This window comes from Streptomyces sp. TAA040, assembly GCF_000424845.1.
Map to the genome: position 1 here is coordinate 55,186 of NZ_AUKR01000001.1, position 25,926 is coordinate 81,111.

The 25,926-nt window shown below is 72.6% G+C and carries 17 protein-coding genes and 1 pseudogene; 13 read left to right on the top strand and 5 right to left on the bottom strand.

Annotated features, from left to right (window positions below):
* Nucleotides 1-68: 68 nt before the first annotated feature.
* Nucleotides 69-1,097, top strand: coding sequence for an endonuclease/exonuclease/phosphatase family protein (locus H300_RS0100270; protein ID WP_028425787.1), 1,029 nt, complete (start codon nucleotides 69-71; stop codon nucleotides 1,095-1,097).
* Between the two features lie 239 nt (nucleotides 1,098-1,336).
* The gene (locus H300_RS0100275; RefSeq protein WP_028425788.1) at nucleotides 1,337-2,560 is read left to right on the top strand and encodes an MFS transporter; all 1,224 of its coding nucleotides are present in this window, start codon (nucleotides 1,337-1,339) and stop codon (nucleotides 2,558-2,560) included.
* A 16-nt stretch (nucleotides 2,561-2,576) separates the two neighbouring features.
* Here the strand turns inward: H300_RS0100275 and H300_RS0100280 are convergent, their stop codons facing one another.
* Nucleotides 2,577-4,334 carry an NAD+ synthase gene (locus H300_RS0100280; protein ID WP_028425789.1) on the bottom strand — a complete coding sequence of 586 codons (1,758 nt, stop codon included), beginning with the start codon at nucleotides 4,332-4,334 and terminating at the stop codon, nucleotides 2,577-2,579.
* A 321-nt stretch (nucleotides 4,335-4,655) separates the two neighbouring features.
* On the opposite strand from H300_RS0100280, the gene glnA reads away from it, so the two are divergent.
* The 4 genes from glnA (at nucleotide 4,656) to H300_RS0100300 (ending at nucleotide 11,176) form a co-directional block, all read left to right on the top strand.
* Nucleotides 4,656-6,017 carry a type I glutamate--ammonia ligase gene (glnA, locus tag H300_RS0100285; RefSeq protein WP_028425790.1) on the top strand — a complete coding sequence of 454 codons (1,362 nt, stop codon included), beginning with the start codon at nucleotides 4,656-4,658 and terminating at the stop codon, nucleotides 6,015-6,017.
* 422 nt (nucleotides 6,018-6,439) lie between these two features.
* Nucleotides 6,440-7,594, top strand: a complete 1,155-nt coding sequence (locus H300_RS0100290) for an MFS transporter (RefSeq protein WP_028425791.1) — start codon at nucleotides 6,440-6,442, stop codon at nucleotides 7,592-7,594.
* A 388-nt stretch (nucleotides 7,595-7,982) separates the two neighbouring features.
* On the top strand, nucleotides 7,983-8,120 hold the full coding sequence (locus H300_RS30820) for a glutamine synthetase (protein ID WP_106966624.1): 138 nt from the start codon (nucleotides 7,983-7,985) through the stop codon (nucleotides 8,118-8,120).
* Nucleotides 8,120-11,176, top strand: coding sequence for a bifunctional [glutamine synthetase] adenylyltransferase/[glutamine synthetase]-adenylyl-L-tyrosine phosphorylase (locus H300_RS0100300; protein ID WP_078515599.1), 3,057 nt, complete (start codon nucleotides 8,120-8,122; stop codon nucleotides 11,174-11,176). The genes H300_RS30820 and H300_RS0100300 overlap by 1 nt, the downstream gene beginning before the upstream one ends.
* Before the next feature lie 115 nt (nucleotides 11,177-11,291).
* On the opposite strand, the gene H300_RS0100305 is transcribed toward H300_RS0100300, so the two are convergent.
* Nucleotides 11,292-12,194, bottom strand: coding sequence for a phosphatase PAP2 family protein (locus tag H300_RS0100305; RefSeq protein WP_037978778.1), 903 nt, complete (start codon nucleotides 12,192-12,194; stop codon nucleotides 11,292-11,294).
* A 134-nt stretch (nucleotides 12,195-12,328) separates the two neighbouring features.
* A complete protein-coding gene (locus H300_RS0100310; protein ID WP_028425794.1) occupies nucleotides 12,329-13,384 on the bottom strand; it encodes a LacI family DNA-binding transcriptional regulator in 1,056 nt (351 codons plus the stop codon).
* Nucleotides 13,385-13,645: 261 nt separating this feature from the next.
* Between H300_RS0100310 and H300_RS0100315 the strand changes: the two genes are divergently transcribed.
* From H300_RS0100315 to H300_RS24260, 6 genes and pseudogenes are all read left to right on the top strand, one after another.
* Nucleotides 13,646-14,935, top strand: a complete 1,290-nt coding sequence (locus tag H300_RS0100315; protein ID WP_028425795.1) for an extracellular solute-binding protein — start codon at nucleotides 13,646-13,648, stop codon at nucleotides 14,933-14,935.
* Nucleotides 14,936-14,958: 23 nt separating this feature from the next.
* Nucleotides 14,959-15,972, top strand: a complete 1,014-nt coding sequence (locus tag H300_RS0100320) for a carbohydrate ABC transporter permease (RefSeq protein WP_028425796.1) — start codon at nucleotides 14,959-14,961, stop codon at nucleotides 15,970-15,972.
* 47 nt (nucleotides 15,973-16,019) lie between these two features.
* Nucleotides 16,020-16,880 (top strand): carbohydrate ABC transporter permease, encoded by an 861-nt coding sequence (locus H300_RS0100325; RefSeq protein ID WP_028425797.1) that lies wholly within the window; start codon nucleotides 16,020-16,022, stop codon nucleotides 16,878-16,880.
* A gap of 55 nt (nucleotides 16,881-16,935) precedes the next feature.
* A complete protein-coding gene (locus tag H300_RS0100330) occupies nucleotides 16,936-18,579 on the top strand; it encodes a glycoside hydrolase family 13 protein (RefSeq protein WP_028425798.1) in 1,644 nt (547 codons plus the stop codon).
* Complete coding sequence (locus H300_RS0100335; RefSeq protein ID WP_078515644.1) at nucleotides 18,576-19,607, top strand: LacI family DNA-binding transcriptional regulator; 1,032 nt, start codon at nucleotides 18,576-18,578, stop codon at nucleotides 19,605-19,607. The genes H300_RS0100330 and H300_RS0100335 overlap by 4 nt, the downstream gene beginning before the upstream one ends.
* A 58-nt stretch (nucleotides 19,608-19,665) precedes the next feature.
* Nucleotides 19,666-20,667: pseudogene (locus tag H300_RS24260) on the top strand (alpha-amylase family glycosyl hydrolase); the annotation flags it as partial.
* A gap of 157 nt (nucleotides 20,668-20,824) precedes the next feature.
* Here the strand turns inward: H300_RS24260 and H300_RS0100345 are convergent.
* Both H300_RS0100345 and H300_RS0100350 read right to left on the bottom strand, forming a co-directional pair.
* On the bottom strand, nucleotides 20,825-21,517 hold the full coding sequence (locus tag H300_RS0100345; protein WP_078515602.1) for a TetR/AcrR family transcriptional regulator: 693 nt from the start codon (nucleotides 21,515-21,517) through the stop codon (nucleotides 20,825-20,827).
* Nucleotides 21,518-21,644: 127 nt separating this feature from the next.
* A complete protein-coding gene (locus H300_RS0100350; RefSeq protein WP_037978779.1) occupies nucleotides 21,645-23,618 on the bottom strand; it encodes a hypothetical protein in 1,974 nt (657 codons plus the stop codon).
* Nucleotides 23,619-24,597: 979 nt separating this feature from the next.
* Between H300_RS0100350 and H300_RS0100355 the strand changes: the two genes are divergently transcribed.
* Nucleotides 24,598-25,923, top strand: coding sequence for a PepSY-associated TM helix domain-containing protein (locus tag H300_RS0100355; RefSeq protein ID WP_486583412.1), 1,326 nt, complete (start codon nucleotides 24,598-24,600; stop codon nucleotides 25,921-25,923).
* Nucleotides 25,924-25,926: the final 3 nt, after the last annotated feature.

Consider the following 25,926-nt stretch of genomic DNA (forward strand, 5'->3'; position numbering starts at 1 on the left):
GGAGACCGCGGGCCATCGCCTATCGTTTCGGGCCGGTGGCCGGCGGTAATTGCAGTGAGGAACGGCGCATGGCACGGGCGTACGCGGCGGAGGCGGAGGAAGACACCGTGGGGCGACCCGAACGGCCCGGTACCCCGTCCCGGGCCCGGCGGGCCCTGGCCGGGTGGCGCAGTCCGGGGATCTGGCGCCGCGGCATCGTCCTGGCGGTGCTCGCGGTCCTGCTCGGCGGGCTGATGGTCCTGCACGCGCGGGTCCCCAACGCCATCGGCAACCTCGGCAGCCTGCTGGAGACCTTCCTCCCCTGGTGCGGTCTCGCGCTGCCGCTCCTGCTCGCGGCAGCGCTGCTGCGCCGCTCCGCGACCGCGCTGATCGCCCTGCTGGTGCCGGCGCTGATCTGGACCGGCCTCTTCGGCGGTCTGGTCACCGACAAGAAGGGGGACGGTGCCGACCTGGTCGTCGCCACCCACAACGTCGACGCGCAGAACGCCGATCCGCGAGCCACCGCGGAGGAGCTGGCCTCCTCGGAAGCGGACGTCCTCGCCCTGGAGGAGCTGCCGAACGGCGGGGCCGACACCTACCGGGACGCCCTGGCGGACGCCTACCCGCACCACGTGGTCGAGGGCACCGTCGGGGTGTGGAGCAAGCTGCCGCTGGAGGGGACCCGGCCGGTCGACATCAAGATCGGCTGGACTCGGGCGCTGCGCACCACGCTCGTCACGCCGCAGGGCAGAGTGGCCGTCTACGTGGCGCACCTGCCCTCGGTACGGGTCGAGTTCAAGGCCGGCTTCACCGCCAACCAGCGCGACGCCGCCGCCGAGCAGCTCGGCGAGGCCATCAGGGCGGAGCCCGTCGAGCGGGTGGTGCTCCTGGGCGACCTCAACGGCACGATGAACGATCGCGCGCTGGCCCCCGTGACGGCCCAGATGCGCTCGACCCAGGGCGCGGCGGGCGCCGGGTTCGGCTTCAGCTGGCCCGCGTCGTTCCCGATGGCGAGGATCGACCAGATCATGGTCAAGGGCGTCGAGCCGGTCTCCTCGTGGTCGCTCCCCGCCACCGGCAGCGACCACCTGCCCATCGCGGCGTCCGTACGCCTGTAGCCGGTCCGGCCCGGGGAGCGCGCGAGGCTTCCGCACCCCGCTCGCCCACTCGCGGGGTGCCCCCGCGCGCCCGGACCCCGGGGGCCTCGTGCGCCCGTCGGGTGTCCGGGTGTTCTTGACCCGGCGGCAACCTGTTCGTCGCACGGGGGAACAACACGGCGCGGATGATTTGTTCCGCGTGAGAACATAGTCGTGTTCCCCGTACCGTCGTGCCCCTGCCCCGGAAAGGTTCCTCTCTCATGCCCCTGGCCCTGCTCGCCCTCGCCGTCGCGGCCTTCGGGATCGGCACGACCGAGTTCGTGATGATGGGCCTGCTGCCCGAGGTCGCCGAGGACCTGGGCACCTCGGTCCCCACGTCGGGCCACCTGGTGTCCGCCTACGCGCTCGGCGTCGTCATCGGCGCGCCGCTGCTCACCGCGGTCGGGGTGCGCATCCCGCGCAAGCCCATGCTGATCGCGCTGATGGCGATGTTCACGGTCGGCAACCTCGCCTCCGCGCTCGCCCCCGGCTTCGAGACCCTGCTTGCCGGGCGGGTGCTGGCCGGGCTGCCGCACGGCGCGTTCTTCGGTGTCGGCGCCGTCGTCGCCGCCCGGCTGGTGCGCCCCGACCGCCGGGCCAGGGCGGTCGCCACCATGTTCCTGGGGCTGACCGTCGCGAACATCGTCGGGGTGCCGTCCGGGACGGCACTGGGCCAGCAACTCGGCTGGCGGGCCACCTTCCTCGTGGTCGGTGCCATCGGCCTGGTCGCCATGGCGGCGCTCGCGGCGCTCGTCCCCCGAGTCCCGCTGGAGCGCAGCACCAGCCTGGGCGGGGAGGTGCGCGCGCTGGCCGAGCCGCAGGTGCTGCTGGGACTGCTCACCGCGGTGTTCGGTTTCGCCGGTGTCTTCGCCGTCTACAGCTACCTCGCCTCGATGATGACCGAGGTCACCGGCTTCGCCGACTCCTCCGTGACCCTCGTGCTGGCGCTCTTCGGTATCGGCATGACGCTCGGCGCGCTCGCCGCGGGCCCGCTGACGGACCGGGCGCTGCGCCCGACCCTCTACGGAGCGCTGGCCGCCCTCGCGGTGATCCTGGTGGCTTTCCACTTCGCCGTGCACCTCAAGCCGGCCGCGCTGGTGGGCGTCGTCCTGATCGGGGCCGTCGGCTTCATGATCACCACCCCTTTGCAGATGCTGGTGATGAACAAGGCGCAGGACGCCCCCACGCTCGCCTCGGCCTCCAACCACTCGGCGTTCAACCTGGCGAACGCCGGAGGTGCCTGGATCGGCGGTCTGGTGATCACAGCGGGCTGGGGCTGGACCGCGCCCGTCCTGGCCGGTGCGGTGCTGGCCGTGCTGGGCCTGGCGATCGCCCTGCTGGCCGGTGCGCTGGAACGCGTGGAGCGTCCCTCCGCGGCCCTCTCGCGGGTCGTGGCCCGGGGCGTCGGCCGGGACCACGACCGTGCCGCGGAGCGGGTCGGCTGACGCGGAGGCCGCCGCGTCAGCCCGCCGACTCCCGCCAGCGGTTGGTGGTGGGTAGCCGGCGGTCCTTGCCGAAGCCCTTGGCGGAGATCTTCGTCCCGGGCGGGTACTGCCGGCGCTTGAACTCTGCTGTGTCGGTCATCCGCAGCACCCGGGTGACCAGTTCCGGGTCGAACCCGCGGGTCGCGATCTCCGCCGCCCCGGTGTCCTGGTCCACGTACAGTTCCAGCACCCGGTCCAACACGTCGTAGTCGGGCAGCGAGTCGGTGTCCACCTGGTCGGGCCGCAGCTCCGCGCTCGGCGGTTTGGCGATGGTGTTCTCCGGGATCGGCGGCGTCCCGCCGCGCTCGGCGGCGGAGCGGTTGCGCCACTTCGCCAGCCGGAACACCGTCGTCTTGTACACGTCCTTGATCGGGCCGTAGGCGCCGACCGAGTCGCCGTACAGCGTGGAGTACCCGCAGGCGAGTTCGGACTTGTTGCCGGGAGCCAGCACGATGTGGCCCTCCTGGTTGGAGAGCGCCATCAGCAGGGTGCCGCGCAGCCGGGACTGGAGGTTCTCCTCGGCCAGTCCGGTGAGCGGCAGCGACTCCATGTAGGCGTCGAACATCGGCCCGATCGGGACGGTGCGGAAGTGCAGGCCCGTGCGCTCCGCCAGGTCGGCGGCGTCGTCGCGCGAGTGGCCGGAGGAGTAGCGGGAGGGCATCGAGACGCCGTACACGTTCTCGGCGCCCAGCGCGTCGCAGGCCAGGGCGGCCACCAGGGCGGAGTCGATGCCGCCGGACAGCCCGATCAGCACCGAACGGAACCCGTTCTTCACCGCGTACGCGCGCAGTCCGACCACCAGGGCGGTGTAGATCTCCTCGTCGTCCTCCAGTGCGGGCGCCACCTCCCCGGCCAGAGCCGGGAGCCGTTCGGCGGGCGGCTCGGCGGAGAGCAACCGGTGGTCGATCCGCAGCCCGTCCTCCAGCGTGCCCGAGGGCGCCTCCCGCGGCGCGACGGGCAGGTCCAGGTCCAGCAGCAGGCAGTGCTCGGTGAACTGCGGAGCCCGCGCCAGCACCCCGCCCTCCTGGTCCACGACGATGGAGTCGCCGTCGAAGACCAGCTCGTCCTGGCCGCCGACCATGGCCAGGTACGCGGTCGTGCAGCCGGCCTCCCGGGCGCGCCTGCGCACCAGCTCCAGCCGGGTGTCGTCCTTGTCCCGCTCGTAGGGCGAGGCGTTCACGGAAAGCAGCAGACCGGCGCCCGCCGCACGGGCGGCGGGAACCCGGCCGCCCTCCTGCCAGAGGTCCTCGCAGATCGCGAGAGCCACGTCGACGCCGTGCACCCGCACCACCGGCAGCGTCTCGCCGGGCACGAAGTAGCGGAACTCGTCGAAGACGCCGTAGTTGGGCAGGTGGTGCTTGGCGAAGGTGAGCCGGACCTCGCCCCGGTGCAGCACCGCGGCGGCGTTCTGCGGGGCGCCGGCCGGCTGCCCGTAGCGCGGCTGGGCCTGCTCGACGCGGTCCAGGTAGCCGACGACGACGGGGACCTCCCCGCAGCCCTCCGCCGCGAGCCGGGCGGCGAGCGCGTGCAGCGCCGCCCGGCTGGCCGCGACGAAGGACGGACGCAGCGCGAGGTCCTCGACCGGATAGCCGGTGAGCACCATCTCCGGGAAGGCGACCAGATGGGCGCCCCGCTCGACGGCGTGCCGGGTCCACTCGACCACCGTGTCGGCGTTGCGGTCGAGCGCGCCGACGGTGGAGTCGATCTGACTGAGGGCGAGTCGTAGGTGAGCCACGCCCCCAGAGTAACCGTCACACTGACGCGATGCCCCTCGCAGGCCGTTCCGCGCCGCGCTGCCGAGCCTCCCGGCAGCTGCCGAACGTATGCTCCGCCCGTCCGGCGGAAGGATCGGCAGCAAGGTGCCCGGCCGACCCGTGCCGGGACGTTCTCGCCGATGGCGTGCGGTCCCGCCGCCGGTACGCGCCACCGCCGGGCCGCGATGCGCCGCGCGCAGCGTAATGTGGCGGTAACGGCTCACCGTGATACTGGTGTGCGCGTCGCCCCGCGCGGGTGATCCCGAGAGACAGTCCCGGCCGACCAGCAAGGATGGGTGACCATGGACAAGCAGCAGGAGTTCGTGCTCCGCACGCTCGAAGAGCGCGACATCCGGTTTGTCCGGCTGTGGTTCACCGACGTCCTCGGCTTCCTGAAGTCCGTCGCCGTCGCCCCCGCCGAGTTGGAGCAGGCCTTCGACGAGGGCATCGGCTTCGACGGTTCGGCCATCGAGGGCTTCGCCCGGGTCTACGAGTCGGACATGATCGCCAAGCCGGCCCCCAGCACCTTCCAGATCCTGCCCTGGCGGGCCGAGGCGCCCGGCACGGCGCGGATGTTCTGCGACATCCTGATGCCCGACGGCTCGCCCTCGTACGCCGACCCGCGCTACGTGCTCAAGCGGATTCTCTCCAAGACCTCCGACCTGGGCTTCACCTTCTACACCCACCCGGAGATCGAGTTCTTCCTGCTGAAGGACAAGCCGGTGGACGGCACCCGTCCCGTCCCGGCCGACTCCTCCGGCTACTTCGACCACACCCCGCAGAACGTCGGCATGGACTTCCGCCGCCAGGCGATCACCATGCTGGAGTCGATGGGCATCTCGGTGGAGTTCTCCCACCACGAGGGCGCCCCGGGCCAGCAGGAGATCGACCTGCGCTACGCCGACGCGCTCACCACGGCCGACAACATCATGACCTTCCGGCTGGTGATGAAGCAGGTGGCCCTCGAACAGGGCGTCAACGCCACCTTCATGCCCAAGCCGTTCTCGGAGTTCCCCGGCTCCGGCATGCACACCCACCTCTCGCTGTTCGAGGGCGACCGCAACGCCTTCCACGAGTCCGGCGCCGAGTACCAGCTCTCCAAGGTCGGCCGCTCCTTCATCGCCGGCCTGATCAAGCACGCGGGGGAGATCTCCGCCGTCACCAACCAGTGGGTCAACTCGTACAAGCGCATCTGGGGCGGCGCCCAGCGCACCGCGGGCGCCGGCGGCGAGGCGCCCTCGTACATCTGCTGGGGGCACAACAACCGCTCCGCCCTGATCCGCGTCCCGATGTACAAGCCGGGCAAGACCGGCTCCACCCGGATCGAGGTCCGCTCGCTGGACTCCGGCTGCAACCCCTACCTCGCCTACTCGATGCTGCTCGCGGCCGGCCTCAAGGGCATCGAGGAGGGCTACGAACTCCCGCCCGGCGCCGAGGACGACGTCTGGGCGCTCTCCGACGCCGAGCGCCGCGCGATGGGCATCTCCCCGCTGCCGCAGAACCTCGGTGAGGCCATCGACCTGATGGAGCGCAGCGAGCTGGTCGCCGAGACCCTCGGCGAGCACGTCTTCGACTTCTTCCTGCGCAACAAGCGGCAGGAGTGGGAGGAGTACCGCTCCGAGGTCACCGCCTTCGAGCTGCGGAAGTCGCTCCCGGTCCTCTAACCCGGGTCAGGTGGCACACCGCCGCCGGACACGGAGCGGGGGTCAACGGCGATTCGTCGTCGGCCCCATCCCCGCTTCCCGGCCCGGGGCCGTCTGCGGGCCGTCCGGCTCCGAACCGATGCCCGGGAGACGCCGTCGACTGCCCGGCGAGTCGGCGCCTCTCTGCCGGGCGTCGGGCGTACGTGCACGCACAGCTCTCCGAGCTCCGGGTCCGGGTCCAAGGCGGTGGACCGACGAGGGGCCGATCCGCTGGGATGTCCCGGCGCCCTTGCGGGCCATCCCAGCGGACGACGCCCCTCCACGCGACCAGCGGCGCACGGTGCACTGACCGCAGTGGTGAGGCACACGACGCCCCTCCGATCACCTGGGAGCCCGACCCGGAGGGTCCTGGCAGAATCGGCCCAGGGGATGAGGAGGAATCCATGGCGCTCTCCACAAGCGGGCGGATCGGCCTGGCCGGAGCGGCCGTGGTCGGTGTCGCCTTCGGCATGGCCCGCTACGCCTACGGTCTGACACTCCCCGACATCCAGGAGGACCTGGGGCTTTCCGAGCTGGTACTCGGCCTCATCGCCAGCGCAACGTTCGCGGGCTACCTGGCCGGCCTGCTGCTCGCCGGCCGGCTCGCCGCTCGCCACGGTTCACGCGCGCCTACGACCGTGGGCGGGGCCTGCGGCGCTTCCGGAGCGGTGATCGTGACACTCGCGCAGGATTCGGGGCTCCTCGCCGCCGGTGTCATCCTGGCCGGCAGCGCCGGCGGCTGGGCCTGGGCACCCTACTCCGACATCGTGACCCGGTCGTTGCCCTTGCGGCAGCAGCCGAGAACCTTGGCGACCATCACCACCGGGACCAGCACGGGGCTGGCAGCGCTGGGTGGGCTTGCCGTCCTCGCCGCGGTGGTCTCGTGGCGCCTGGTCTGGACGGGCATCGCCCTGGCCGCCGTGGCCAGCGCACTCGTGAACCTGCGCCTGGTGCCGCGGACGGAAGCGATGCCACGCCCGGAGAAGCGTCCGGGTGTCCTTTCACTGGTGTCAGTGCTGAAGATCCCGGCAGCGTACTCCCTGGTCTACTTCGCAGTCATCGTCATCTACTTCACCTATGCAGCCGACGTCCTCGACAGCGGCGCCCTCCCCGATGCAGCCGTTCCGGTTCTGTACGTGGTTATCGGTTTCACCGGGATGGTGGGGGTGGGTGCCGGGGCCTTCGCACAGCGCGTGGGCAGCCTCCGGGTCGCCGCGATCTGCCTCGCAACGGTCGGTGCGGCGCTGGCGTTGCTCGGGCTGGCCAGCGACTCCGTGACCGCGACGGTGGCGTCGGCGTGCCTCTTCGGCATGGGATACATGACGGGATCGGCTGTGCTCGCGGTCTGGACCGCCGAACTGGCGCCCGAGCGCGCGGGCTCGGCCTTCACGGTCTGCCTGGTCGTGGGAGCGCTCAGCTCGGTCGTGGCACCGGCCCTGGCCGGTGCCGTGGTGCCCGGCCTGGGGTTGGGGCCGCTGCTCGGTGTCGCAGCCGCGGTCTCACTGCTCAGCGCAGCGGCCCTGGTGCTGTACGGGTTCTCGCGAGGGTGCCGTCGGTGACGCCGTACCGCACACAGGAGACCTGCTCGTGGCCGACGTGCACACCCTGCCGCGTGATGAGGGTGCGCAATCCCGGCACCTGTCCTCCGGGCCGCGCTGACCCGGGCGGACGATCCGTGTGGACGCACCATCGCAGCCAGGAGGTTTCCCCTCCCGAAGTCGGGGGCGCGTCTTTCGATGCGCTGACCACCGGGCAGGTGGTCGATAGAGTGATCCCACCCGCAGACGTCGAACCGACCGGACTGGAGACAGCATGGCCGCACCTGAGCGCCGTCCGCCCGAACGGCGGTTCCTTCCGCTCTTCGCGGTACCGCGTGTGACGTGGGTCGTTCGCGGACCGTCCGGAAGCGACCGGGGGCGGCCGGCTGGGAGGAGAGGCGTGGGGTCGATGCCCAGCTCGGACGAGCAACGGCGAGGGGTGCTGCACGTGGCCGACACGGAGAACTGCTTCCTCCGCCATGAGCGGCAGGAGTACCGTTCCGAGGCCACCGCCTGCGAGCTGCGGAAGCGGCTCCCGGTCCTCTGATGGCGGAGCGCAACGACCCGCTCGCGGCTGCCGGGAGGACCGGGGTCGCCGACTCCGCCGCGGAGAGCGGCCCCGGTGGGCGGCGCAACAGCACCTTCAGCCGGCTGCTGCGCCGCGGCTTCACCGACCCCGGCGCCTCCGCCCGGCTGCTCTCCGCGCCCGAACTCGCCCCGCTGCGCGGGGATACCATCGTCCTGGACGCCCTCGCCGACACCGCGGACCCCGATCTCGCGCTGCTCAGCCTGGTGCGGCTGGTCGAGGCACAGCCCGACGAGCCCGAGCGGCAGTCCCTCTTCGGCACCCTCCTGTCCGCCAAGCCGCTGCGGGACCGGCTGCTGGGCGTGCTCGGCGCGTCCGAGGCGCTCGGCGACCACCTGGCCGGACACCCCGGCGACTGGCACGAGCTGGTCACCTACGAGTCCGCCGACCTCCACCCCGGCTTCCCCGAGTTCGAAGCCGCCCTGTCCGGCGTCGACAGCCCGGACGCCCTGCGGGTCGCCTACCGGCGGGCGATGCTGGGCATCGCCGCCCGGGACGTCTGCGGCACCACCGACATGGCCGAGGCGGCCGCCGAACTTGCCGACCTCGCCACTGCGACGGTCCGCAGCGCCCTCGCGCTCGCCGAGGCGGACGCGCCCGAGGACGCCAGGGCGTGCCGGCTCGCCGTCGTCGGGATGGGCAAGTGCGGCGGCCGGGAACTGAACTACGTCTCCGACGTGGACGTGATCTTCGTGGCCGAGCCGACCGCGGGTTTCGAGGAGGCGGACGCGCTGCCGGCCGCGAACCGGCTCGCCGCCCACCTGATGCGGATCTGCTCGGACACCACCTCCGAAGGCACCATCTGGCCGGTGGACGCCAACCTGCGCCCCGAGGGCCGCAACGGCCCCCTGGTGCGCACCCTGAGCAGCCATCTCGCCTACTACCAGCGCTGGGCCAAGACCTGGGAGTTCCAGGCGCTGCTCAAGGCCCGCCCGCTCGCCGGTGACGCCGCACTCGGCGGCCAGTACTGCGAGGCCGTCGCGCCGATGGTCTGGCAGGCCGCCGACCGGGAGAACTTCGTCACCGACGTCCAGCAGATGCGCCGCCGCGTCGTCGAGGGAATCCCCGCCAACCAGCTCGAACGCGAGCTCAAGCTGGGACCCGGCGGACTGCGGGACGTCGAGTTCGCCGTGCAGCTCCTCCAACTGGTGCACGGCCGCACCGACAGCACCTTGCGCAGCGCCACCACCCTGGAGGCACTCGACGCGCTGGCCACCGGCGGGTACGTGGGCCGTCGGGACGCCGCCTCACTCGACGAGTCCTACCGCTTCCTGCGCACCACCGAGCACCGCATCCAGCTCCACCGGCTGCGCCGCACCCATCTGATGCCGCGGGACGAGGCGGAACTGCGCCGACTCGGCCGGAGCCTCGGCTTCCGCGCCGAACCGGTCACCGAGCTCACCCGCGCCTGGAAGCGCCACGCCGCGGTGGTCCGCCGGCTGCACGAGAAGATCTTCTACCGGCCGCTGCTCGACGCCGTCGCCCAACTCGACGTCGGCGAGACCCGGCTGTCCACCTCGGCGGCCCGCGAGCGGCTGGAGGCGCTCGGTTACGCCGACCCCGCCGCCGCGCTGCGTCACCTTGAGGCGCTGGCCTCCGGCGTGAGCCGCAAGTCCGCCATCCAGCGCACCCTGCTCCCGGTGCTCCTGGGGTGGTTCGCCGACTCCGCCGACCCGGACGCGGGTCTGCTCGGCTTCCGCAAGGTCTCCGACGCGCTGGGCAAGACCCCCTGGTACCTGCGGCTGCTGCGCGACGAGGGCGCCGCGGCCGAGAACCTCGCCCGGGTGCTCTCCGCCGGTCGGCTCGCCCCCGACCTGCTGCTGCGCGCCCCGGAGGCGGTCGCACTGCTCGGCGGCCCGGAGGGCCTCGCGCCGCGGAGCGGCGAGGCGCTCACCCAGGAGGTGCTCGCCGCCGTCGGCCGGGCGGCCGACGCCGAACAGGCCGTCGCCTCCGCCCGCGGCGTCCGCCGTCGCGAGATGTTCCGGACCGCCTCCGCCGACCTGATCGGCGCCTACGGTACCGAGGGCAACCCAGCCCTGGACGACCCCGGGCCCGCTGTGGACCGCGTGGGCACGTCCCTCTCCGATCTCAACGCGGCCACCCTGGCCGGTGCGCTGCGGGCGGCCACCCGGGCGAGCTGGGGCGAGACGCTGCCCTCCCGGTTCGCGGTCATCGCGATGGGGCGGTTCGGCGGCCGGGAGCAGAACTACGGCTCCGACGCCGACGTGCTCTTCGTCCACGAGCCCCGGGAGGGCGTCGCCGAGCGGGAGGCGGCCGAGGCGGCCTACGCGGTGGCCAACGAGATGCGCAGGCTGCTCCAGCTCCCCAGCGCCGACCCGCCCCTGGTCATCGACGCGGACCTGCGCCCCGAGGGCAGGTCGGGTCCGCTGGTGCGCAGCCTCGCCTCGTACCGGGCCTACTACGGGCGGTGGTCGCTCACCTGGGAGAGTCAGGCGCTGCTGCGGGCGGCACCCGTCGCGGGGGACGCCGACCTGGGGGCTCGCTTCGTCGAGATGATCGATCCGCTGCGCTACCCGGAGGGCGGGGTGAGCGAGGAGGCGACGCGGGAGATCCGCCGGCTGAAGGCGCGGATGGAGGGGGAGCGGCTGCCGCGCGGCGCCGATCCCACCACCCACACCAAACTCGGCCGTGGTGGACTGTCCGACGTGGAGTGGACGATCCAGTTGCTGCAACTGCGGCACGGCGCCGCGGAACCCGCGCTGCGCACCACCCGCACCCGGCAGGCGCTGGCCGCCGCACGGGACGCGGGGCTGCTGGAAGCCGAGGACGCCCGGGTGCTGGACGAGGCCTGGTTGCTGGCCACCCGGGTCCGCAACGCGGTGATGCTGGTGCGCGGACGCCCCGGCGACACCTTCCCCTCGGAAGCGCGGGAACTCGCGGCGGTGGGCCGCTACCTCGGGTACGACCCCGGGCACGTGGGAGAGCTGCTGGAGGACTACCGCCGCGCCACCCGCAGGGCGCGAGCCGTGATGGAGCGGCTCTTCTACGAGAGCTGAGGAGTGGCGGCCCGGGTACCGGCGCGTGCCGGGACGCCGGTCCGCCCTGCGAGCCCGACTGTCGGGAAGTGGGCTTCGCCCCCCGGCAGCGGGGCTCGGCGCACGGGGGCCGGGTTCAGGACGGGATGCGGGCGGGCGCCGGGACGCCCGCGACGGGCTCCTCGGCCGGCGCCTCGCCCGCCCGGGGCGCCGCTCGCGGCAGCCGGTGCAGGTGGATGCCGTACCAGAAGTACGCCACCGCGAAGCCGAAGGCCAGGCAGAGCACGCCGCCGACCGCGTCCAGCCAGAAATGGTTCGCGGTGGCGATGATCACCAACAGGGTGAGCACCGGGTAGAGCACCGCGAGCGCCTTGACCCACAGCGGGCGGGCGAGCAGGAACACGACCACCGCGCACCAGGTGGACCAGCCGATGTGCATCGAGGGCATCGCGGCGTACTGGTTGGAGACGTTCGCCATGTCGCCCGAGGCCATCGAGCCCCAGGTGCCGTGCACGACGACGGTGTCGACGAAGTCCAGGCCCGCCATCAGCCGCGGTGGTGCCAGCGGGAAGAAGTAGTAGCCCAGCAGCGCCACCCCGGTGGTGGCGAACAGCGCCGTGCGGCCGGCCGCGTACCGGCCGGGGTGCCGCCGGTACAGCCAGATCAGCACCCCGATCGTCACGATGAAGTGCAGGGTGGCGTAGTAGTAGTTCATCGACACGATGAGCCAGGTGACGCTGTTGACCGCCTGGTTGGCCTTCTGCTCGAAGGCGAGGCCCAGCGCCCCCTGCACGTCCCAGACCCACTGCGCGTGCCGCACGGCGGAGGACTCGTGCTCGGGGACGGCGTTGCGGATGAGCGAGTAGACCCAGTAACTCACCGCGATCAGGGCGATCTCGAACCAGATCCGGGGCGCTCGCGGTCCGCGTACCCGTCGGGCCAGGGCACGCCGCGCGACCGGGGCCTCCTCGGCCTCTTCCCACGGCGTCGCAGTGGCCACCCGGTCGTCGTCCTCAGGTCGTCTGGTCGATACCCCCATGACGGGTCAGTCTGCCAGACAGCCCGTCCCGGCCGATCATCCTGCGGGTGGGTCTTGCGCAGGACGCGTCCTCCACAGGTCCCAGTATCCGTACATCGCACGGCCGACGCACTCCGGGGAGCCACCGGGGCCGGTCAGGTCCCGGAAAGCGCCGGGTCGGGTCCCTGCCGGGTGCCCGGGCGACCGGCCGCGGTGGAGCCGCGGACCACCAGCTCGGGCAGGAAGACGAACTCGCTGTGCGGGGCGGGGGTCCCACGCACCTCCTCCAGCAGGGCGCGCACCGCGGCCTGGCCCATGGCCGTCACCGGCTGTCGGATCGTGGTCAGCGGCGGGTCGGTGAAGGCGATCAGCGGGGAGTCGTCGAAGCCGATCACCGACACGTCGTCCGGGACGGCCAGGCCCCGCTGCCGGGCGGCCCTGATCGCGCCGAGCGCCATCATGTCGCTCGCACAGACCACCGCCGTGCAACCTCGTTCCAGCAGGGCGGCGGCTGCGGCCTGGCCGCCCTCCAGGGTGTACAGCGAGTGCTGGACCAGCCGGGCCGCGGCCTCGGCGGAGAAGCCCTCCTGCTCGCACAGGGTGCGCACGAAGCCCTCGATCTTGCGTTGCACGGGGACGAACCGCGCCGGGCCGAGCGCCAGTCCGATCCGCTCGTGCCCCAGGGACCGCAGATGCGTCACCGCCAGGCGCATCGCCGCCCGGTCGTCGGGCGAGACGAAGGGCGCCCTGACGTCGGGGGAGAAGCCGTTGATCAGGACGAAGGGGACGCCCTGGCCCCGCAGCCGCTCGTAGCGCTGCATGTCCGCCGTGGTGTCGGCGTGCAGCCCGGAGACGAAGATGATGCCGGCCACGCCGCGCTCCACCAGCATCTCGGTCAGCTCGTCCTCGGTCGAGCCGCCCGGTGTCTGGGTGGCGAGCACCGGAGTGTAGCCCTGGCGGGTCAGCGCCTGCGCGATGACCTGGGCGAACGCCGGGAAGATCGGGTTCTCCAGCTCCGGGGTGATCAGGCCGACCAGGCCCGCGCTGCGCCGGCGGAGCCGCGGCGGGCGTTCGTAGCCGAGCAGGTCGAGGGAGGTGAGGACGGATTCGCGGGTGGCAGCGGCGACCCCGGGTTTGCCGTTCAGGACCCGGCTGACCGTTGCCTCGCTGACCCCCGCCTGGGCTGCGATGTCAACGAGCCGTGCGGTCACGGACATGGACTGTACCGGTCGAGTGCCGCACTGCCTACCGCCCACGGCCCGCCCCGGGGCCCGGCCGCGGAGCAACGGAACGCAGCAGGCTCTTGCAGCAGGAACTCGCAAGTGGGCTTGCAGAAATTTGCCGCAAGGTCTTTCTTGGCGATTGCCACCCTGTTACGTTCCTCGACAGCCCGACGCCGCGACGACGCGGCGCGAGAGGGGAACGTCAGGTAATCCCTCGAATCGGGCACATCACCCACGGAGGACTTCATGATGCGGCGTGGCGTAGGGACCACCGCGCTGGTTGCAGCGCTGGCACTTGCAGCAACGGCTTGCGGTGGTGGTGGCGAGGGGGCGCAGGACGACGGCTCGGACGGCCTTTTCGGCACCGTCACCTACTGGGACACCTCGAACGACGCCGAGAAGGGCGTGTACCGGAAGATCGCCGAGGACTTCGAGAAGGAGTACCCGGAGGTCGACGTCGCGTACGTCAACATCGGCTTCGACGACGCCCAGAACAAGTTCAAGAACGCGGCCAACGCCGGCGAGGCCCCCGAGGTCATGCGCACCGAGGTTGCCTGGGTCGCGGACTTCGCCGCCCTCCAGCTCATCGAGCCGCTCGACGAGTTCATCGAGGACGGGGACGCGCCGGGCAACACCGTCGACAAGGACGACTACCTTGAGGCGCCCTGGGGCAGTACCCAGTACGAGGGTGCGACGTACGCGCTGCCGCAGGTCACCGACACCCTCGCGCTGTTCTGCAACAAGGCCTTGCTGGAGGAGGCCGACGTGGTGGCCCCCGCGTCCGTCGAGGAGCTGAAGGACTCCGCCGGGGCGATCACCGGCAGGACCGGCGCCACCCCGCTCTACCTGCGCGGTGACGACGCCTACTGGTTCCTGCCCTACCTCTACGGCGAGGGCGGCGACCTGGTCGACGCCGGCGCCGAGAAGGTGACGGTCGACAGCCCCGCGGGCGTCGCCGCGTTCGAGACCGTCAGGGAGCTCCTCGACGAGAAGGTCGCCACCACCGATCTGACCGACGGTTACGCCAACCAGCAGAAGGCCTTCACCGACGGCGAGGTCGCCATGATGGTGAACGGCCCCTGGGCGATCAAGGACACCCTCGCCGCCGGGAAGTTCAAGAACGACCCGGACAACCTGGGTGTCGTGCCCGTCTTCGCCGGCAGCGAGGGCCAGGGCGCCCCGCAGGGCGGCTGGAACCTGTCGGTGTACGCCGGCACCGAGAACATGCCCGCGGCCAAGGCCTTCGCCGCCTACCTGAGCAGCCCCGAGGTGCAGCAGCGCACCACCGAGGAGCTGGACCTGCTGCCCACCCGCGCCTCCGTCTACGAGGAGGCGTCGGTGCGGGGCAATGAGAGGGTGCAGTTCTTCAAGCCGGCCGTCGACAAGGCCGTCGAGCGGGCCTGGATTCCCGAGGCCGCCTCGCTCTTCGACCCGCTGCGGGACGAACTGGCCAAGGTGGTCAAGGGCGCCGCCACACCCCAGGAGGCCGCCGACGCCACCGCCGAGCAGTACCGCGAACTCCTCGCCGGCTGGAAGTAGCAAGGGAAGGCTGACGAACGACCATGGCTGTCGAAACCGGTCGGCCGGTGTCCGGCACCGCGGGCGGGAAGCTCCCCGCCCGCGGCCGCCGACCCGGCGCCGAACACCGCACCCACGGCCGGCTGCGCCGGATGCTGAACACCCACTGGTACGCCTGGACGATGATCGCCCCCGTGGTGCTCGTCCTCGGCGTGATCATCGGATTCCCGCTCGGCCGCGGCGTCTTCCTCTCGCTCACCGACGCCGACGAGCGCAACGTCGAACGCACCATCGGTGCCCGGACCATCGAGGCGAGCTACGAGTTCGTCGGCCTGGACAACTACCTCCAGGTGCTGATCGGTGACGTCTTCTGGGGACGGCTGGGCTGGACCGTCGCATGGACGGTGGCCTGCGTCAGCCTCACCTTCGCCGTCGGCCTGACCCTCTCCCACATGCTCAACCGCAAGGTGCGGGGCCGGACCGCCTACCGGATCGCGCTGATCCTGCCGTGGGGCGTCCCGGCCTTCGTCTCCATTTTCGCCTGGCGCCTGCTCTTCAACGGCGACGGCGTCTTCAACAACGTGCTCGCCGGCGGCGGCATCGAGAGCGTGACCTGGCTGGAGGACCCGACCTGGGCGAAGATCGCCGTGATCGCGGTGAACGTCTGGCTGGGCGTGCCGTTCATGCTGGTCGCCACGCTCGGCGCACTCCAGTCCATCCCGGGCGAACTGTACGAGGCCGCCGAGATGGACGGCGCCGGGCCCTGGCAGCGGTTCGTCGACATCACGATGCCGAGCATCCGCGCGGTCAGCTCGACCGTCGTGCTGCTCAGCACCATCTGGACGTTCAACATGTTCCCGGTGATCTTCCTGCTCACCCAGGGCGGCCCGTACGGGTCCTCCGAGATCCTGGTGACCGAGGCGTTCAACCTGGCCTTCGTCCGCAGCCCCCGCGACTTCGCCGGCTCGGCGACGTGGGGTGTGCTCATCTTGCTGCTCCTGATGATCTTCGCCGTCCTCTACCGGCGTTCGCTGCGCAAGCAGGGAGAGGTGTGGTGACCGTGTCCGCAACCACCCAGGTGACCGGCGACCCCGCCGGAACCGCCGTGTCCCCACCGCCCCGGCCACCGGCCGGACGCAGGCGGGGCGAACGCGGCCCGCTCGCCTCCGTCGGTCTGCACCTCGGCCTGCTGACGGCCGCCGCGATCGCCGTGTCCCCGCCGTTCTGGCTGCTGGTGACCTCGTTCAAGCCGCGCACCGAGGCGTTCAGCTTCGGCCTGGTCAGGGACTTCACGCTGGACAACTACCACCACGTGCTGACCGGGACGGAGTTCCTGACCTGGTTCGGCAACTCCGTCCTGGTGGTCGTCCTGACCGTGCTCCTCGGCGTCTTCATCTCCTCGACGACCGGCTACGCGCTCAGCCGCTTCCGATTCCCCGGCATGCGGCCGCTGATGTGGACCCTGCTGATCACCCAGATGTTCCCGGTGGCGGTGCTCATCGTGCCGCTGTACAACCTGATGGCCACGTTCGGACTGCTCAACCAGCCGGTGGGCCTGGTCGTCACCTACCTGACCATCGCGGTCCCGTTCTGCGCCTGGATGATGAAGGGCTTCTTCGACACCGTCCCGCTCTCCATCGACGAGTCCGGGCGGGTCGACGGGCTCAGCCCTTTCGGCACCTTCTGGCGCCTCGTCGTCCCGCTGGCCAAGCCCGGTCTCGCCGTCACCGGCTTCTACAGCTTCGTGACAGCCTGGGCGGAGGTGGCCTATGCGTCCGCCTTCATGACGGGTGAGGACAGGTTGACCCTTGCCAGGGGCCTCCAGACCTTCGTCAACCAGTACACGCAGGACTGGGGCTCGATGACGGCCGCGGCGGTGCTGATCGCCGTGCCCGCCGCCCTGGTGTTCGGCTTCGCGCAGCGCTACCTGATCTCCGGGATGACCGCGGGCGCCGTGAAGTCCTGACACCAATCCGCACCACGACAGCCCCCCCCCGCTCACCACACCTCTCAGGGAAGACATGACCCAGCACTCCGCCGCACCGGCAACCAGCGCGCAGACCACCGCGGCCACCTCCGCCCCGGGGTGGTGGCGCGAAGCCGTCATCTACCAGGTCTATCCGCGCTCGTTCGCGGACGGCGACGGCGACGGCATGGGCGACCTGCCCGGCATCCGCAGCCGGCTGCCCCACCTGGCCCGACTCGGGGTGGACGCCGTCTGGCTCAGCCCCTTCTACGCCTCGCCGCAGGCCGACGCGGGCTACGACGTGGCCGACTACCGCGCCATCGACCCGATGTTCGGCGACCTGACCGACGCGGCCGGACTGATCGGCGACGCCCACGCCCTGGGTCTGCGGGTCATCGTGGACCTGGTTCCCAACCACTCCTCGGACCGCCACACCTGGTTCCGGCAGGCTCTGGCCGAGGGCCCCGGCTCTCCGCTGCGGGCGCGCTACCACTTCCGTCCCGGTAGGGGCCGGGACGGTGAGGAGCCGCCGAACGACTGGGAGTCGGTCTTCGGCGGCCCCGCCTGGACCCGCACCAAGAACCCGGACGGCAGCCACGGCGACTGGTACCTCCACCTGTTCGCCCCCGAGCAGCCCGACTTCAACTGGGACCACCCCGCCGTGCGGGACGAGTTCCGCTCGGTGCTGCGCTTCTGGCTGGACCTGGGCGCGGACGGCTTCCGCATCGACGTCGCCCACGGCCTCGTCAAGGCTCCCGGCCTGCCCGACATGGGGCACGCCGAGCAGCTCAAGCTGCTCGGCAACCAGAAACTGCCGTTCTTCGACCAGGACGGCGTGCACGAGATCTACCGCTCGTGGCGCGAGATCCTGGAGGAGTACGGCGGCGACCGGATCGGCGTCGCCGAGGCCTGGACCCCCAGCGCCGACCGCACCGCGCTGTACCTGCGCGAGGACGAGCTGCACCAGGCCTTCAACTTCCACTACCTGCAGTGCGAGTGGGACGCCGCCGAACTGCGCGCGGTGATCGACGGCTCGCTCGACTCGATGCGCCCGGTCGGTGCCACCACCACCTGGGTACTGTCCAACCACGACGTGGTGCGCCACCTCACCCGGCTCGGCGGCAGCCTCGACAGGGCGCACGCCGCCACGCTGCTGATGCTGGCGCTGCCCGGCTCCGCCTACGTCTACCAGGGCGAGGAGCTGGGCCTGCCCGAGGTGCTCGACCTGCCCGACGAGGTGCGGCAGGACCCGTCGTTCTTCAAGAACAACGGCCAGGAAGGGCTGCGGGACGGCTGCCGGGTACCCATCCCGTGGACGAGCGGCGGTGACTCCCTCGGCTTCGGCGAGGGCGGCAGCTGGCTGCCGCAGCCCGCCGAGTGGGCCGCCCTGAGCGTGCAGGCGCAGACCGGCGACCCCGACTCCACCCTGGAGCTCTACCGCAGCGCTCTGGCCGAGCGCCGCGCCCACCCCGACCTCGGCGCGGGGGACGCGGTGGAGTGGCTGGCGGCACCCGAGGGCGTACTCGCCTTCCGCCGCGGCCGGTTCGTCTGCACCACGAACACCACGCGGCAGCCCGTGGACCTGACGGGCTCCCCGGCCGGCGCGGCGACGGCCGACCGCCGGATGCTGCTGAGCGGCACGTCCTTCGACGGTGCCGGCCCGCTGCCGGGGGACACCACCGCGTGGTGGACGGCATGACCACGGTCGAGCCGGGCGGTCTCCAGGCGACCGCCCGGCTCGCCGACATCGCGGTGCAGGCGGCGGTCAGCGAGGCGACGGTGAGCCGGGTGCTGAACGGCAAGGCCGGGGTCGCCGCCGCCACCCGTCAGAAGGTACTGGCCGCCATGGACATCCTGGGGCACGAGCGTCCCGTCCGGCTGCGGCAGCGCAGCGCCGGACTCGTGGGGCTGGTCATACCGGAACTGACCAATCCGATCTTCCCGGCGTTCGCCCAGGTCATCGAGCAGGCGCTCTCCGGGTACGGCTACACCCCGGTGCTGGGCACCCAACTGCCGGGCGGAGCAACCGAGGACGAACTCGTCGATCAGCTCGTCGAGCGCGGGGTCGCCGGGATCATCCTCCTCTCCGGCCTGCACGCGGACGTCTCTGCCGATCCTGGTCGGTACGTCCGGCTGGCCGGCCGCGGCGTGCCGTTCGTGCTGATCAACGGCTGCAACGAGCGGATCAGCGCGCCCTTCGTGTCACCCGACGACCGCGCAGCCGCCCGGATGGCCGTCCGCCACCTCACCGACCTGGGCCACCGGCGGATCGGACTGGCCGTCGGGCCCGACCGCTTCGTGCCGGCGCGGCGCAAGGCCGAGGGATTCCACGACGCGCTCGCCTCCTCGGGCGCCGAGGGCTTCGTGCAGCACACCCTGTTCACCGTCGAGGGCGGGCACGCCGCGGCCGGTCAGCTCCTCGACCAGGGCTGCACCGGCATCGTCTGCGGCAGCGACCTGATGGCGCTGGGTGCCGTCCGGGCGGCCCGGCAACGCGGGCTGCACGTGCCCGGCGACCTCTCCGTGGTCGGTTACGACGACTCGGAGCTGATCGCGTTCACCGCTCCGCCGCTGACCACCGTGCGCCAGCCTGTCCGTGCGATGGCCGGAGCGGCGGTGCAGTCGCTGCTGGAGGAGATCGGCGGAAGTCCCGTCCCGCACAGCGAGTTCGTCTTCCGTCCGGAGCTGGTGGTGCGCGGCTCCACCGCCCGGGCGCCGCGCGGCTGACCACCCGACGGCCCGGCCCCCAGGCTCCCATTCGGCACTCCCTCAGGCAGGAGGCAACGTGGCGCTCAGAACCGCAGTCGCGACAACCGCAGCAGCCGCCCTCACCGCAGGCGCGCTCGCCACGGCAGCACCGGCACAGGCCGCTCCACCCGCACAAGCCGCCCCGGCGGCACAGGCCGCGCAGGAGGCCGACGAGCCCCCGCAGGCCCAGGCGCCACCGGGAGGCAAGGACGTCACCGCCGTCCTGTTCTCCTGGACCTTCGACTCGATCGCCCGGGCCTGCACCGACAGCCTCGGCTCGGCCGGCTACGGCTACGTCCAGGTCTCACCGCCCCGGGAGCCCATCGGGGGAGCGCAGTGGTGGACCCGGTACCAGCCGGTCAGCTACCGGACCGACGGACGGCTCGGCGACCGCGATCGGTTCCGTTCGATGGTCGACACCTGCAACAGCGCGGGGGTCGAGGTCGTCGCCGACACCGTCATCAACCACATGACGGCCGGCAGCGGCACCGGCACCGGTGGCTCCGTGTACACCACGTACGACTACCCCGACGCGCCTTGCAGTGACGGGGACTTCAACGACTGCCGCAGCTCCTCGATCGACTACCGCGACCGATACCAGGTGCAGAACTGCGAACTCGTGGGATCGTCCGACCTGAGAACCGGCAAGGAGTACGTCCGGCAGCGGATCGCGGACTACATGAACGACCTGCTCTCCCTGGGGGTCGCCGGCTTTCGGATCGACGCGGCCAAGCACATGCCGGCGAGCGACCTCGCGGCCATCAGGACCAAGGTCGGGAACAGCTCCCCCTACTGGAAGCAGGAGGCCATCCACGGCGCAGGTGAGGCCGTCGACCCCGGCGAGTACCTCGGCACCGGTGACGTCCAGGAGTTCCGGTACGCCCGCGGCCTCAAGCAGTCCTTCGACGGCGGACGCCTCGCCGACCTGCGCGACCTTGGCGAGGGCTGGGGCTTCATGCCGAGCGGTGCATCCGCCGTCTTCGTGGACAACCACGACACCGAGCGGGTTGGCGACACCCTCAACTACAAGGACGGGAGCGGGAGCGTCCAGTGGGAGAGCGGGGCGAACCGCTCGTTCACCGTGCAGCCGAGCGGCACCGTCGCACTGAATGACATCTGGCGGAACTGAGGTACCACTCCGGGGGCGGCGCGCGCCGCCCCCGGACATCCGCCCCGCCCCCTGCCGGTCGATCCGGTCAGCCCGGCAGCAGCGCCGGAAGCCTCCGGGCGAGCGCCGCGAAGGGGCCGTCGGGGGGCTCCTCGGCCAGGATGCGCCGGACCAGCGCGGCCGTCTCCGCGTCGGTGCCGGCCGTCACCGCCCCGAGCGCCAGGAAGTCCTGCACCAACTGCAGTTCGAGCTCGCCGCGCGGGATGCGCCGGCCGTCGAGCCAGGTGAGCGCGGTGGTCTCGGCCAGCCCCACCCAGGAGCGGACGACAAGCGCCGTCCGCGGCCCGGGATCGCGCACGCCGACATGTCCCAGCACCTGCTCGTAGGCGTACTGGCGCACCTCGTCGATCATCGCGTTCGCCCGCGGGGAACCGGGAACCGAACCGCCGCGCAGCAACGCGGAGAAGCCCGGACCGTGGTCCGAGACGAAGTCGAAGTAGCGCCGCATCACCCGCAGCAGCCGCGCGCTCAGCGGGCCCTCCCGCGGCTCGACGAACCGTGCGGAGAGCTCGTCCGCGGCCACCCGGACCGCCGCCTCGTACAAGCTGTGCTTGCCCGGGAAGTAGTGGTAGACCAGGGGTCGTGAGATTCCCGCGGCGGACGCGATGTCATCGATCGAGACCTCCTGCGGGGACCTGCTGCTGAACAGCTCCAGCGCCACGGCGATCAGTTGCCGCCGCCGTTCCTCGACACCCATCCTGCGGCGCACTCCGGTCGTCATGGGAACACCCTAGCGAGGACGGGCGGCTCCGGCGGCCCGGCGGTGACGGAGCGTCCGGAAAAGGACCCCCTCACCCGGGCCGCCCCCTCTTCCGGCTCCGCGCCCCCGGGCCCCGCCTCCGCCGCGGTCAGCCCAGTGGCTCCAGGGTGCCGCCGTCGCGCAGTTCGGCGGTCAGCTCGGGCTTCGCGCCCTCCTCCGCCTCCACCGCGAGCACCCGCCCGGTCGTACCGCCCCGCACGTCGCCGGTCACCTTGATCGACTCCACCCGGGTGCTGCCGGCGGCCAGCAGGTACGAGGTGCCGGCCCCGGACTTCCACATCGCCGCACCGAGCACTCGGGCTGCCCGCGGCCCGCACGCCGGCTCGTCCTGCACCGAGGCGACCACCGCGCTCGGCGTGCCCGGCTGATCCGCGGGCGGCTGGAACTCCGCAATGGCCCGGCTGCCCCCGCCGCGCCATGTCTCTCCCCTGGTGCACAGCCAGAGGGCGCGGCCGGCGCTGTCCGGGAGCTGCTGGAACGCGAAAGCCCAGGAGTTGACCGCGCGCACCCCGTTCCCGCTCATCGCCGTGAGCCGGCACGCGGTGCGGGCCAGGGCGTCCCGGGCGGCGCCGACCAGCGGGTCCTCGGGCGCCACCGTCGGGTTCCCGCTCGTCAGCCGGGCGGGCATCAGCTCGCCCAGGTCGGTGAGCAGGTAGGGGCTCTCCCGCCCGTCCGCGGTGAGCCGCAGGGCCGGCCACGCCGTGCACTCCGGCCGGCCCAGCGGCGGTGCGGTGACCGGCTCGGTGACCCCGTCCGGCGCCGGCTGCACCTCCCGTCCGGTGTCCGCGGGGTCGAGCAGGTCCACCGCGGACGCCTCCTCGACCCAGGGGGCCAGCAGGTAGCGGGTGCTGCCGTCGACCCGGGTGAGCAGCACCGCGCTCGAACCGGTGAGGTCCGCGCCGTCGACCCGGGCGAAGTCCAGCCCGACCGGCCCCTTCTTCCCGCCGGTCGGCTCCGCGTACCGCACCAGCCGCAGACCGTCGTGGAGCAGGACCACCGCGGCCCCGTCCACCTCACCGGCGTACAGGAGCTGCGCGGGACCGGCCGCGGGCCCCGACTGCGTGCCGGGCGTCGCCGAGACGTTTACCTCGCTGCCCGGGCGGGCCCAGACCGCCAGCGCCCGGCGCAGCAGGTCCTCGTCGTCGGCGAGGTCCCCGCGCACCGGCCAGGCGGAGAAGTCGGTACGGGCCGAGGTCTCCCAGGCCGCCGGTTCGACGCGGGCCAACCGCGCCGGATCCAGGGCGCGTTCGGAGGACGGGTTGCGGGCGTACTCCGGCGCCGCGGCACCGTCGCGTCCCCAGGTGTCGCCGGGCAGGCCCAGGAGGAATCCGCACACCACCAGCGCCGCCCCCGCCGCGATCGCGGCGCGGCCGTGCTGGCGGCGCCGCATCAGGTCGGTGGGCCGCGCCTGGAGCGAGCAGGGGTCGAACTCGACCGATTCCAGTGGCCGGCTGTCCTTGCTGCCAGGGGGCTCCTCGATCTCGTCGGCCTCGTCCAGGGCGTCGTCGGGGTCGTCCACCCCGGCCGCCTCCAGCAGGTCGAACACGTCGTCCTCGGTGAGCCCCTCCAACCGCTCCAGCACGTACGCCGCCCGGGCGGGACCGGACACCTCCGACAGCACCTGGTCCAGCGCGAGCGCGTCGGCCCCGCCGGAGCGGGGGCACAGCCGCAGACCGAGCACGCGCGGCAGCGGCGGCGCCGTCCTCGGCACCCCGCGCAGCCGCAGCCGGCCCAGCCGCGGCGGTCCGGGGTCGTCCAGCGCGGCACGCACCACCCGCAGGCGGACGTAGGCGTATCCCGGCTCGGCGGGCCGGCCGCCGCGCCGCGGCGCGGGTAGCGGCGGCTGCTCGGCCGCCGCCCGCCCGCGAGGGAGCGCCCGCTGCACCAGCGCGTGCGCGGTCAGCGTCCGCCGGTGCCTGCCCAGCGACGACGGCAGCAGGAGGTAGGCCAGCCGCACCAGCCGGGGGTAGTGCTCGATGAGCGCGGCCTCGGCCCGCTCGGTCTCGACGGGGCCGGGCGACGTGCCGGAGGGGGTGTGCGTAGTCAGGTCTGTAGGGGACACATTGAGCAGAACGAGTGAACGGATGCTTGGTCACCCCGGGACCGGCGCGGTACGGCGCCCCCCCCGCCCGGAGGCCCCTTCCCGGGGTACCGCCTTCGGAAGGCTACGGGCCCCAGGGCTGTCGGCCGGTGACAAAAACGCCTCCGATCCGGCGACCGCCGACGCCTCCCGTGCCATGATGCGGCCACCATGATCCGTACGGGCCCCACAGCTCCGCCGAGCTCCCGTCTGCCGCGCGCCGCGGTCTTCGCCGCGGTGTGCGTGGTGCTGGCCGCGACCGGGCACCGGGCCGCCTCCGGACACCCGGTGCCACTCCCGGCCCTCCTCCTCGGATTCGCCGTGGTCTGCTGCGCTGCCCGGCTCGGCAGTGCCCGGCGCCAGGGACCGCTCGCCATCGGCGCGGCACTGGGCGCCGGTCAGTCGCTGCTGCACATGCTGTTCGCCGCGGGTCCCCTCGCCGCCCGGCCCGCCCCCGGCGGCCCGCACCCGCTCGCCCCGCCCGGGCATTCGACTCCCGACCACCTCGGCCACCTCGGCCCCGCGGAGACCGCGGGCGGGATACTCGACGGGCAGGGCGCGATGCTCGCAGCCCACCTGCTGGCGGCCGTCCTGTGCGCCTGCTGGCTGTGGCGCGGCGAGACCGCCTTCTTCCGTCTGCTGCACGCCCTGCGGCACCGCGTGCTGCCGCGCCTCGTTCGGCGCTCAGCGCCGGTGCCGCTGCCCGCCCGCGGGCGACCGGGGCCACCGGCGGCACCGGTGCCGCCCCCGGGCCCGGCGCTGCTGCCGCACTCCCTCTCCCGCCGGGGGCCGCCGCGGGGGGTGACGCAGCCGCCTCCCCGACCCGTCCGCCGTCGCCCGGCGATCCCCACCGAAGGGCCGAACAGCCATGTCCGTGGACACCCCTGCGCGAAAACTCCCCGACCAGCCCGACTCCCGCCCCCCGGCCCGGAACCGCTCCGCGCGACCCGCGCTGCGCGGCATGACCCTGCGTCTGCATTTCTACGCCGGCGTGCTGATAGCCCCGTTCCTGCTGGTGGCCGCCGTCACCGGTGGGCTGTACGCGGCCTCGTTCCAGATCGAGAAGGTGCTCTACGCCGACCAACTGACCGTTCCGGCCCAGGACGCCGCGCTTCCGCTCACCCGTCAGGTGGAGGCGGCACGCGCCGCACACCCGGACGGTGAGCTCACCGCGGTCCGGCCCTCGTCCGAGCCCGGTGCCACCACCCGGGTGATCCTCTCCGACCCCTCGGTGCCGGAGGACCGGGCGCTGGCCGTCTTCGTCGACCCGTACACCGCCGAGGTGGCCGGCGCCCTTGCCAGCTACGGGAGTTCCGGGGCGCTGCCGTTCCGCGCCTGGACCTCCGAACTGCACCGGCACCTGCACCTCGGTGAACCGGGCCGCTTCTACAGCGAGACCGCCGCCAGTTGGCTGGGCGTCGTGGCGCTCGGTGGGCTCGTCCTGTGGTGGGGCCGGCGCAGGGCCGGCCGGAGGCTGCGCGGGACGAGTGGACGCCGCCGCACCCTGGCCCTGCACGGCACCCTCGGTCTCTGGGCGGCGCTCGGACTGCTGCTGCTCTCGGCCACCGGCCTCACCTGGTCCACGTGGACGGGCGAGAACATCGGCGCGCTCAAGGAGCGACTCGGCGGCGCCACACCGGTCCTCTCCACCGAGGGTGGCGGGCACGCGGCCCATGCCGGACACGGCGCGGACGCGGACGGTCCCGCGGCCCGGCACCCGATGATCGACCTGGACCGCGTGCTCGCGGTGGCCCGCGAGGAGGAGGGGCTGGACGGCCCGGTGGAGATCGTGCCGCCGCCGACGGCCGAGGACGGCACCCCGGGCGCCTACCTGGTCCAGCAGATCGACAAGCAGTTCCCGCAGCGTCTGGACCAGGTGGCGGTGGATTCGGCGAGCGGAGAGGTCACCGACCGCCTGGCCTTTGCCGACCACCCGGTGCTCGCCAAACTGACCCGCTGGGGGATCGACGGCCACCAGGGCCTGTTGTTCGGCCTGGCCAACCAGATCCTGCTGCTGGCGCTCGCCGTCTCGCTCTGTGTGCTGATCGTGCTCGGATACCGGATGTGGTGGCTGCGCCGCCCCGACCGGGACGGCCTGCTGTCCTTCGGCAGTGCCCGGCCGCGCGGTTCGCTGCGTCGGCTGCCGCCGGTCTGGTGGCTTCCGCTGGGAGTGGTGACGCTGCTGGCCGGTTGGTTCGTCCCGTTGCTGGGACTCGGACTCGCGGTGTTCCTGGCCGTCGATCTGCTGCTGGGCGCGCTCGCCCGGCGGCGGACACCCGCCGCCTGACCG